This is a genomic window from Actinoallomurus bryophytorum (assembly GCF_006716425.1).
In the GTDB taxonomy this organism is placed as follows: Bacteria; Actinomycetota; Actinomycetes; order Streptosporangiales; family Streptosporangiaceae; genus Actinoallomurus; species Actinoallomurus bryophytorum.
Map to the genome: position 1 here is coordinate 2,453,604 of NZ_VFOZ01000001.1, position 10,089 is coordinate 2,463,692.

A 10,089-nucleotide genomic window follows, 5' to 3' on the forward strand; every position below is an offset into this window, starting at 1 on the left:
TCAGGCCTGGTTGTTCGCGGTGGCCATCAAGGTGGCCACCCCGGCGGTGAACAGCGGGCTGTAGGACCGCCACTCCTCGCTGCCGCCCTCCTGGTATCCGCCGATCACGCCGATCACGTGACCGCTCTGCGTGCGGTTGTCGTAGTCGCTGAGCCACGGGCTGCCGCTGGTGCCCCCGTAGAAGCCGTGGCAGTCGAACCTCAGCTGAAACCGCGCCTGCCGGTGCGTCTGCCCCGCGCAGCCGACCGGGCGGTCGGCCGGGTTGTTCTCCTTCGCCGGGTAGCCGGCCACCAGGATCCGGTTCGTGTACCCCCGGTTGACCTGCAGGGCGTTCGCCCCGACGACGTCGGCGATCCGCCGGCCACGCATGACCTGCACCGCGGCGAACGCGTAGTCCAGGTCCGGATCTCCCTGGTCGATCCAGCGCTTGTCCGCCACCATCAGCCAGACCGGCCAGGTGCCGTACGGGCGCCTGCCCGCGCTGTAGCGCGGGACGAACACGATGTGCCGGTGCCAGTCGTGGGTGGCCTGGTTGTAGAGGCAGTGCGCCGCGGTGAGCAGCATGTTCCTCTTGGGCGTACGGATCACGCTGGCGGTGCAGTAGTGGCCCCCCGTCCCGTTGTTGAAGAACAGCGCGCCGATCACCTTGCTGCCCGCCACGCCCCGAGCCGACGGAATGCCCACCTCCGGTACGTCCTCGGCCACCCGGCGGCCGAGCGGGGTCGCTGCCGCCATACGGGCCGAGGTCCAGTACGCCACGCCGGTGAGCTCGCCGGAGGCCACCACCTGGCTGCTGCCGCGGGCCGCCAGGGCCACCGGCCCGGCCGGCAGCAACGGCGCGGTCGCGAGGACACCACAGAGCAGCCGTCTGCCTATCACCGAGCCTCCGCGTGTGCGTGACGTTACGACGAGTTACATCGTCGTTCAAAGACAGATCGGATTCCCGCAGGTCGGCCGCGTGTCGCGATCACTGATGCGGCCGCTTCACCGTGGTTTGGTAAACACCCGCCCTAGCGTCGCTCTTACGCCGCGGAACCCGTACCGGCCTGAACTAACGTGCGGACGAGAGTGCTTTCCACCGGGGGATTCCAAAGGGGGATGGAATGCGCGCGATCCTCGCCTGCGCGGCCGTGCTGGTCTGTGGCGCCTGGTCCGGGGGCGCGCAGAACATCGTCGTCACGCCGACCGCGCCGCATCCCGGACAGCGGGTGCACATCAGCGTCCCCGGATGCGGTACCGGCCCGACGCCGCACATCGCGATCTCCACGGCCTTCACCGGCGACGTCATGCTCTTCGGCAAGGCCGACAGCGGGGACGCCGACCCCACGATCAGGCAAGAGCTGAGGCCCGGCACGTATCCCATCACCGCACACTGCGGGGCTAACCACACCGTGCAGGGACAGATCGCCGTAACGGCCAGCGGCCCCTCGGCGGGCCATGAGCAAAATCGGCGGACCGCGGACTACTGGCTGATCGCGTCGGCGGCCGTCATCCTGGCCGCCATCGCGGGCGCCGTCCTGCTGCGCAGGCGCGGACGAGCGTGACGACCCACCGGATCGCCCGGCCGCAGGAAGGCTTGAGGGCGTGTCCGGCCGGCTCCGCGAGAAGTGGCCGGCGATGGGCACGGCGTTGAAGTCGACAGGATCGTGCAAGGGGCCGGCAGTATCGGTCTAACGTTCCCGCAGGTCGTGGCGTTTTACTCGAGGAGTCGGTTTTCCATCCCCGATCGCGGGAGCACAAGCATGGCACTCGATTCCTACGTCAGCCTCGGCCGCTCCGGCCTCAAGGTGAGCCCCTTCTGCCTGGGCGCGATGAACTTCGGCGAGGACGGCGGGCTGGGCTGCGGCGTCGAAGAGTCGCAGAAGATCCTGCGGACCTACCTCGACCGCGGCGGCAACTTCATCGACACCGCCAACTTCTACACGAACGGCCACTCGGAGAAGATCCTCGGCGACTTCTTCGCCCAGCACCCGGGGCTGCGCGACCGCGTCGTCCTCGCGACCAAGTTCTTCGGCAACCTGCACCTGGGCGATCCCAACGGCGGCGGTGCCGGCCGCAAGGCCATCCTCGGGCAGCTGGAGGACTCGCTACGCCGCCTGCGGACCGACTACGTCGACCTGTACTGGCTGCACAACTACGACTGGTCCACGCCCGTGGAGGAGACCCTGCGGACGCTGGACGACCTCGTCAGCGCGGGCAGGATCCGCTACGTCGGCTTCTCCGACACCCCCGCCTGGTTCACCGCGAAGGCGCACACCACGGCCCTGCTGCGCGGCTGGGCACCCGTCACGGCTCTGCAGATGGAGTACTCCCTCCTGGAGCGCACGATCGAGGGAGAGCTGATCCCGCTCGCACAGGACGCCGGTATGGGTGTTCTGCCCTGGAGTCCGCTCAAGAGCGGGTACTTGTCCGGGAAGTACACCCGTGACAACGAGATTCCGGCGGACACCAGGCGCTCGGCGGTGCTCGGCGCCCCCAGCGAGGCCCAGTACAAGGTGATCGAAGCGCTCGCCGCCGTCGCCGAAGAGGCCGGCGCGAGCTCCGCCGCGGTCGCCCTCGCCTGGGTCCAGAGCCGTCCCGGCGTCAGCTCCACGCTCATCGGCCCCCGCCGCGTCGACCATCTCGAAGCGAACCTCGCCGGGCTGGAGGTGCGGCTGACGCAGGAGCAGAGGGCCCTCCTGGACGACGTGTCGGCACCCAGTCTGAACTTCCCCGCCGACCTCAACCACCAGGTCGGGCCCATGCTCAAGTACGCGGGCGCCACGGTCGACGGACAGCGGACGTTCGCGTACCCGCCCCTGCTGGAGAGCGCCACCCGCTACTGAGCCGGCCGTACGAGATGGGTCCGGAAGGGGTCAGCTCGTACGGGTGAGAACGTAGTCGCAGAGTGCCATGAACGCCGTACGCGCCCGCAGGTCCGGCAGTGTCGCCAGCTCCGCACGGGCCTCGTCGACCCACTGCCGCAGGTCGGCGCGGGCGCGGTCCATGGCCGGGTGGGCACGCAGCAGCGCGAGCGCCTCCGCGTGCCGCGCGTCGTCGGACAGGTCCGAGACGAGGAGCTCGCGCAGGTGCGCGTCATCCGGGTCGGTGGAGCGCAGGACGTGCAGCACCGGCAGGGTGTGGACGCCCTCCCGAAGGTCGGTGCCGGGGGTCTTCCCCGACTCGTCCGACTCCGAGGAGACGTCGAGGATGTCGTCGGACAGCTGGAAGGCGATGCCGACTTTCTCGCACACCGACGTCAGCGTGCTCACGACCTCCGGCTCGGCGCCCGCGAGAAGCGCGCCCAGGTGCCCCGAGGCGGCGATGAGCGACCCCGTCTTGCCCGCGAGGACGCCGAGGTAGTGCTCCAGCGGATCAGCGCCCTCGGCCGGCCCTGTGGTCTCCTCGATCTGGCCCTGGACCAGCCGGGCGAAGGTGCGGGCCTGGATGCGCACCGCCTCGGGGCCGAGGTCGGCCAGGATGTCGGACGCACGGGCGAAGAGATAGTCGCCGGTGAGGATGGCGACCGTGTTGTCCCAGCGCGAGTTGGCCGAGGCCTCGCCGCGGCGCATCACGGCCTCGTCCATGACGTCGTCGTGGTACAGCGTGGCCAGGTGGGTCAGCTCGACCACCACCGCGGCCGGGATCACGCCCGGCGCGGCGGGGTCGCCGAACTCCGAGGCGAGGAGTACCAGCATGGGGCGGAAACGCTTGCCACCGGCCTCGGCGAGGTGCCGGGAGCTGTCGGCGAGGAGCGAGTGCTCGCTCTTCACCGCTACCCGCAGCATGTCCTCGACCGAGGTCAGTCGCTCGGAGATGTCCGCTGCGAGTGTGTCATCGACGGCCGGAAGGCCCAGAAGGCCACTACTCACAGACTCTCCCGAGGGGTCAGCGAACGAAGAACTGGCTGGCGGCTGACTGGGCCAGGTGAAGCGCAGGCCCCGGCACCACGCCGAGTACAACAGTAGCCAACGCCCCGACCGCCACCGCCGCCGTGCTGGTCGGACTGGACACCACGAGGGGACCGTCGACAGCGGGGTCGTTGAAGAACATCAGCACGATCACGCGGACGTAGAAGAACGCGGCGATCGCCGAGGAGAGCACACCGACGATGACCAGAGGAGTCGCACCGCCCGCGACCGCGGCCTGGAAGACCGCGAACTTTCCGGTGAATCCGCTGGTCAGCGGGATACCGGCAAAGGCCAGCAGGAACAGCGCGAACGTCCCGGCGAGAAGCGGATGATGTTTTCCGAGCCCGGCCCAGCGCGACAGGTGCCACGCCTCGCCTCCCGCGTCACGGACCATCGTGATGATCGCGAACGCGCCGACCGTCGTGAAGCCGTACGCGGCCAGGTAGAACAGCGTGCTCGACAGGCCGGCCTGGTTCGTCGCGATGACGCCCGTCAGCAGGAAGCCGCCGTGCGCGATCGAGGAGTAGGCGAGCATCCGCTTCACGTCCGTCTGCGTGATCGCGACGATCGCGCCGAGGAGCATGGTGAGGATGGCGACGGCCCACATCATCGGCCGCCAGTCCCAGCGCAGCGTCTCGAACCCGACGTAGAACACGCGCAGGATCCCGCCGACGGCCGAGACGAGCGTGCACGAGGCCATCAGCGCCGTGATCGCGGTGGGAGCGCCCTGGTACACGTCGGGCTTCCACACCTGGAACGGCACCGCGCCCATCTTGAACAGCAGCCCGACGCTCAGCAGCGCGACGCCCGCGAGCAGCAGCGGCTCGGTACCGGCCTTGCTGCTGATGGCGGTGGCGATGTCGGACAGCCGCACCGAGCCGGCGTAGCCGTACAGCAGCGCGGTGCCGTACAGGAAGAACGCCGAGGAGAACGCGCCCAGCAGGAAGTACTTGACCGCCGCCTCCTGCGAGAGGAGCCGGCGCCGGCGGGCCAGACCGCACAGGAGGTACAGCGGCAGCGACAGGACCTCGAGCGCCACGAACATGGTCAGCAGGTCGTTGGCGGCCGGGAAGATCAGCATGCCGCCGACCGCGAACAGCATCAGCGGGAAGACCTCGGTCTGCGTGATCCCCGCGACCAGGCTCTCGCGCTCCTCCGGGCTGCCCGGCACCGACGACGCCTGCGCGGTGAACGGGCTCGGCTCGTGCCGGCGCTCGGCGATCAGCAGCAGGGACATCAGCGCGAGCGCGAGGATGGTGCCCTGGATGAAGAGGGTCGGCCCGTCGACGCCGATGGCGCCCATCGCCGCGACGTGGTGCGGCGTGCTGGACACGCCCAGCGCGACCGTCCAGGCGAACGCCCCCACCAGGCCGAGCAGCGACACTTGCACCTGCGCCCAGTAGCGCTGCTCGCGGCCGAGGAACGCCTCGATGAGCACACCCACCGCCGCCGCGCCGAGCACGATCAGGATCGGCGCGAGCTTCCCGTACTCGATCGTTGGGGGGGAGATGTTCCCTGCCGCGATGTTGACGTAACTCACGGGCGGGTTCCCTTCTCGGCGACGGTCGGCTTCGGATCATGTTGGTCGACCCGGACCATCGTCTGCTTCACGGACGGGTTGATCATGTCCAGCGCGGGCTTGGGGTAGAAGCCCAGCACCACGAGGAGCGCCAGCACCGGCGCGATCACGACCAGCTCACGCTTGGACAGGTCCCGCATGCCCGCGACCTTCTCGGTCGTCGGGCCGGTCATCGTGCGCTGGTACATCCACAGGATGTAGACGGCGGCCAGGATGATGCCGCTGGTCGCGATGATCGCCGGCACCTTGTAGCGCGTGAACGTGCCCACCAGCACCAGGAACTCCGACACGAACGTGGACAACCCCGGCAGCGACAGGCCGGACAGGCCGGCGACGAGGAAGGTGCCGGCCAGCAGCGGCGCGACGTTCTTCACCCCACCGAACGCGTCGATACGGGACGAGCCACGCCGGGCGATGAGGAAGCCCGCGACGAGGAACAGCGCGCCGGTCGAGAAGCCGTGGTTGACCATGTAGAGCGTCGCGCCGGTCTGGCCCTGCGTGGTCATCGCGAAGATGCCCAGCGTGATGAAGCCGAAGTGGGAGATCGACGTGTAGGCGATCAGACGCTTGAGGTCGACCTGACCGATCGCCAGCACCGCGCCGTACACGATGCCGATCACCGACAGCGTCAGCACCACCGGGGTGAACCACTTGGCGGCGCCGGGGAACAGCTCGATGCAGAAGCGCAGCATGCCGTAGGTGCCGACCTTGTCGAGCACGCCCACGAGCAGCACCGCCGCGCCGGCGGGCGACTGGCCCGCGGCGTCCGGCAGCCAGGTGTGGAAGGGCACCAGCGGCGCCTTGATCGCGAAGGCGATGAAGAAGCCGAGGAAGAGCCACTTGGCGGTCGTCGGCTGGATGTGCAGCTGGGTGAGCTCGTCGAACAGGAACGTGCCGTGCCCGGCGTTCGCCGACACGACGTACAGGCCGATCACCGCGGCGAGCATGAGCAGGCCGCCGAACAGGGAGTACAGCAGGAACTTCACCGCGGCGTACGAGCGCTGCGGGCCGCCGTAGGACCCGATGATGAAGTACATCGGGATCAGCATGGCCTCGAAGAACACGTAGAACAGGAAGATGTCGGTCGCCGCGAAGACGCCGATCATCATCGCCTCGAGGCTCAGCAGCAGCGCGAAGTAGGCCTTCACCGACCGCTTGGGAGGCTCTTCGACTCCACCGGAGCGTTCCGCGTCGTTCCAGGACGCGAGCACGACCACCGGCACCAGGATCGCCGACAGCAGGATCAGCACCAGCGCGACGCCGTCCACGCCGACCGCGTAGTGCACGTTGAACTGGCGGATCCACCAGTACTTCTCGACGAACTGGAAGCGTGGCCCGCCGTTGTCGAACCGGATCGCCATCACCACGGTGAGGACCGCGACGACCAGCGTCACGCCGAGCGCGGTGTACTTGGCCAGCGCGTCCTTGTCCTTCGGCAGGAGCCCGACCAGCAGCGCGCCGAGTGCGGGGATGGCGATGAGCGCTGTCAGCATGTTAGAGCCTCACCAGGAGCAGGGCGCCGACCACGAGCGCGGCGCCGAAGAACATGGACAGTGCGTACGAGCGGACGAAGCCCGTCTGCACCCGCCGCAGCCGTCCCGATGTGCCGCCCACGAAGGCGGCGACGCCGTTGACGATGCCGTCGACGCCACGTCCGTCGAAGTAGACCGTCAGGCGGGTCAGCCACTGGCCGGGCCGCATGAACAGCGACTCGTTGAGCGCGTCGCCGTACAGGTCCTTGCGGGCCGCGACGACGGGGAAGCGCCCCGCCGGAGCCGTACGCGGGACCGGACGGCGCAGGTACTGGAGGTACGCGAGGCCCATACCGGCGGCCATCAGCGCGAACACGACGTAGGTGTACGGCGTGATGACCTTGTGGGACTCCTCGGGGCCGCCGACGACCGGGGCGAGGAAGTTCGCGAACCGGTCCCCCGCGATCAGGAAGGCGCCGCCCGCGATGGAGCCGACGGCCAGCAGGATCAGCGGGATCGTCATCACCCAGGGCGACTCGTGCGGGTCGGCGTCGTCGTCCCAGCGCTTCTCGCCGAAGAAGGTCATGAACATCACGCGCGACATGTAGTACGCCGTGATGCCCGCGCCGATCAGCGCCACCCAGCCGAGGATCTGGCCGGACGTGCCGCCCTTGTCGAAGGCCGAGTCGATGATGCCGTCCTTGGTCCACCAGCCGGACAGGCCGGGGAAGCCGATGATGGCCAGGTAGCCGAGGCCGAACGTCGCGAAGGTGATCGGCATGACCGTCCGCAGCGCGCCGTACTTGCGCATGTCGACGTCGTCGTTCATGCCGTGCATGACCGAGCCGGCGCCGAGGAAAAGCCCGGCCTTGAAGAAACCGTGCACGATCAGGTGCGCGATCGCGAAGACGTACCCGGCCTTGCCGATCCCGGCGGCCAGCATCATGTAGCCGATCTGCGACATCGTCGAGCCCGCCAGGGCCTTCTTGATGTCGTCCTTGGCGCAACCGATGATCGCGCCGAAGATCAGCGTGGCCGCTCCGACGATCATCACCAGGAGCCGCGCCTGCGCCGACAGCTCGAAGATCACGTGAGAACGGACGATCAGATAGACGCCCGCGGTCACCATCGTCGCGGCGTGGATGAGCGCCGACACGGGGGTCGGGCCCTCCATCGCGTCCAGGAGCCAGGACTGAAGCGGGAGCTGTGCGGACTTGCCGCAGGCGCCGAGCAGGAGCAGCAGGCCGATCGCGGTGATGGTGCCGTGCGACGCCTGTGAGGCGTGCCCGAAGACGTCCTGGAAGTTGATCGAGCCGAACGTCAGGAACATCAGCATGATCGCCACGGACAGGCCGAAGTCACCGACCCGGTTGACGATGAACGCCTTCTTGGCCGCGGTGGCCGCGCTCGGCTTGTGCTGCCAGAACCCGATCAGCAGGTACGAGGCGAGACCCACGCCCTCCCAGCCGACGTACAGGGTGAGGAAGTTGTCGGCGAGCACCAGCAGCAGCATCGCCGCGACGAACAGGTTGAGGTACGCGAAGAACCTGCGCCGCTCCGGGTCGTGCGCCATGTAGCCGATCGAGTAGATGTGGATCAGCGAGCCCACACCGGTGATCAGCAGCACGAAGCTGATGGACAGCGGGTCGATCAGGAGGTTGACGTCCGCCTTGAACGACCCGACCGAGACCCACTGGTACAGGTGGACCAGACGGGTCCGCCCGTCTCCGGGCTGGCCCAGCATCTGCACGAACACGGCGACGCCGACGACGAAGGACGCCAGCGACATCGCGACGCCGAGCAGGTGTCCCCATTTGTCGGTACGGCGGCCGCCGAGCAGCAGGATCGCGGCGCCCGCGAGCGGGAAGGCGATCAGCAGCCATGTGGCGGACTGCATGCCGTGGGCCGCCTGCGCATGCAGCTGCGGATCGGCTAGGAGGTTCGTCATCGAGATGTCCTCAGTACTTCAGCAGGTTCGCGTCGTCGACGGACGAGGACTTGCGGCTTCGGAAGATCGCCATGATGATCGCCAGTCCCACGACGACCTCGGCGGCGGCCACGACCATCACGAAGAAGGCGATGATCTGACCGTCGAGAGTGCCGTGCATGCGGGAGAAGGCGACGAACGCCAGGTTGGTGGCGTTCAGCATGAGCTCGACGCACATGAAGATCACGATGGCGTTCCGGCGAATCAGCACGCCGATCGCCCCGATCGTGAACAGGATGGCGGAGAGAGCCAGGTAGTGGCCGGTCATTCCTTCTTCCCCTCATCCTCGTCGCCGAGCTCGACCTGTCCTTCGGTCTGACCCTTGAGCACCGCCTTGAGTGTGGCGGCCTCGCGCCGGACGGCGGCCTCGGGGCCCTCGCCGTGCAGGTCGTCGTGCGAGCCACCACGCCGGCGGGCGATGACCGAGCTGACCGACAGCTCGGACACGGTGCCGTCCGGAAGCAGGGCCGGCATGTCGACGGCGTTGTGGCGGGCGTACGTGCCGGGCGGCGGCAGCGGCGTGACCTGGTCACTCCTGATCCGCGCCTCGGACAGCTGGCGTTGCGTGGGCTTGGGCGTCAGGCGCTCGCGGTGGGCGAGCACCATCGCACCCAGCGCCGCGGTGATCAGCAGGGCGCTGGTCACCTCGAAGGCGAAGATGTAGCTCCCCATCGTGTTGCCCGGCCGGGTGTTGCTGCCGAACAGCAGCCGCGCCAGGCCCATCACGTTGCCGCCGTCGGCGTTGGCGGTGCTCAGGCCCTTGGACGACGGCAGCGCGGCGTTACCGATGCCGAGCATCAGCAGCACGGCGAACCCGATACCCGCGATCGCCGCGGCGACACGCTGGCCCTTGATCGTCTCGACCATGGACTCGGTGGAGCTGACGCCGACGACCATGATGACGAACAGGAAGAGCATCAGCACCGCGCCGGTGTAGACGATCACCTGTACGAACGCCAGGAAGGGCGCCTCGTTCACCGCGTAGAACACCGCCAGGGACAGCATCACCACGGCGAGCAGCAGTGCGGAGTAGACGACCTTCCGCATGAAGATCATGCCAAGGGCGGCGGCGACGGACACGATGGCCAGGAACCAGAAGATCCCCGACTCACCGGTCTGATGGGCGCCGGCCGCCATGACGGGGTTCATGAGCCCTCCTTC

At 68.5% G+C, this 10,089-nt stretch carries 9 protein-coding genes; 2 read left to right on the forward strand and 7 right to left on the reverse strand.

What is annotated here, in order from left to right; translation table 11 throughout:
- Positions 1-879, reverse strand: a complete 879-nt coding sequence (locus FB559_RS11520; RefSeq protein WP_141955606.1) for a trypsin-like serine peptidase — start codon at positions 877-879, stop codon at positions 1-3.
- 224 nt (positions 880-1,103) lie between these two features.
- On the opposite strand from FB559_RS11520, the gene FB559_RS11525 reads away from it, so the two are divergent.
- Together FB559_RS11525 and FB559_RS11530 are read left to right on the forward strand one after the other, a co-directional pair.
- Positions 1,104-1,544, forward strand: a complete 441-nt coding sequence (locus tag FB559_RS11525; protein ID WP_141955607.1) for a hypothetical protein — start codon at positions 1,104-1,106, stop codon at positions 1,542-1,544.
- A 198-nt stretch (positions 1,545-1,742) separates the two neighbouring features.
- The gene (locus FB559_RS11530; RefSeq protein ID WP_141955608.1) at positions 1,743-2,825 is read left to right on the forward strand and encodes an aldo/keto reductase; all 1,083 of its coding nucleotides are present in this window, start codon (positions 1,743-1,745) and stop codon (positions 2,823-2,825) included.
- Between the two features lie 30 nt (positions 2,826-2,855).
- On the opposite strand, the gene FB559_RS11535 is transcribed toward FB559_RS11530, so the two are convergent.
- The 6 genes from FB559_RS11535 to FB559_RS11560 are packed head-to-tail and all read right to left on the reverse strand — an operon-like array spanning position 2,856 to position 10,077.
- Positions 2,856-3,851, reverse strand: coding sequence for a polyprenyl synthetase family protein (locus FB559_RS11535; RefSeq protein ID WP_246121522.1), 996 nt, complete (start codon positions 3,849-3,851; stop codon positions 2,856-2,858).
- 16 nt (positions 3,852-3,867) lie between these two features.
- Positions 3,868-5,430, reverse strand: coding sequence for an NADH-quinone oxidoreductase subunit NuoN (gene nuoN / locus FB559_RS11540; protein ID WP_141955609.1), 1,563 nt, complete (start codon positions 5,428-5,430; stop codon positions 3,868-3,870).
- On the reverse strand, positions 5,427-6,962 hold the full coding sequence (locus tag FB559_RS11545) for an NADH-quinone oxidoreductase subunit M (protein ID WP_141955610.1): 1,536 nt from the start codon (positions 6,960-6,962) through the stop codon (positions 5,427-5,429). Before FB559_RS11545 ends, nuoN begins: the two co-directional genes overlap by 4 nt.
- 1 nt (position 6,963) lies before the next feature.
- The gene (gene nuoL / locus FB559_RS11550; protein WP_221639979.1) at positions 6,964-8,889 is read right to left on the reverse strand and encodes an NADH-quinone oxidoreductase subunit L; all 1,926 of its coding nucleotides are present in this window, start codon (positions 8,887-8,889) and stop codon (positions 6,964-6,966) included.
- Between the two features lie 10 nt (positions 8,890-8,899).
- The gene (nuoK, locus tag FB559_RS11555; RefSeq protein WP_141955611.1) at positions 8,900-9,196 is read right to left on the reverse strand and encodes an NADH-quinone oxidoreductase subunit NuoK; all 297 of its coding nucleotides are present in this window, start codon (positions 9,194-9,196) and stop codon (positions 8,900-8,902) included.
- Positions 9,193-10,077 (reverse strand): NADH-quinone oxidoreductase subunit J, encoded by an 885-nt coding sequence (locus tag FB559_RS11560; protein ID WP_141955612.1) that lies wholly within the window; start codon positions 10,075-10,077, stop codon positions 9,193-9,195. Before FB559_RS11560 ends, nuoK begins: the two co-directional genes overlap by 4 nt.
- Between the last annotated feature and the right edge of the window lie 12 nt (positions 10,078-10,089).

What these genes read in the sequence shown, in the direction of transcription:
- FB559_RS11530 (WP_141955608.1), top strand. Translation starts at nt 1,743, where the DNA reads ATGGCACTCGATTCCTACGTCAGCCTCGGCCGCTCCGGCCTCAAGGTG.
- FB559_RS11560 (WP_141955612.1), bottom strand. Translation starts at nt 10,077, where the DNA reads ATGAACCCCGTCATGGCGGCCGGCGCCCATCAGACCGGTGAGTCGGGG.
- nuoK (WP_141955611.1), bottom strand. Translation starts at nt 9,196, where the DNA reads ATGACCGGCCACTACCTGGCTCTCTCCGCCATCCTGTTCACGATCGGG.
- FB559_RS11545 (WP_141955610.1), bottom strand. Translation starts at nt 6,962, where the DNA reads ATGCTGACAGCGCTCATCGCCATCCCCGCACTCGGCGCGCTGCTGGTC.
- FB559_RS11525 (WP_141955607.1), top strand. Translation starts at nt 1,104, where the DNA reads ATGCGCGCGATCCTCGCCTGCGCGGCCGTGCTGGTCTGTGGCGCCTGG.
- nuoL (WP_221639979.1), bottom strand. Translation starts at nt 8,889, where the DNA reads ATGACGAACCTCCTAGCCGATCCGCAGCTGCATGCGCAGGCGGCCCAC.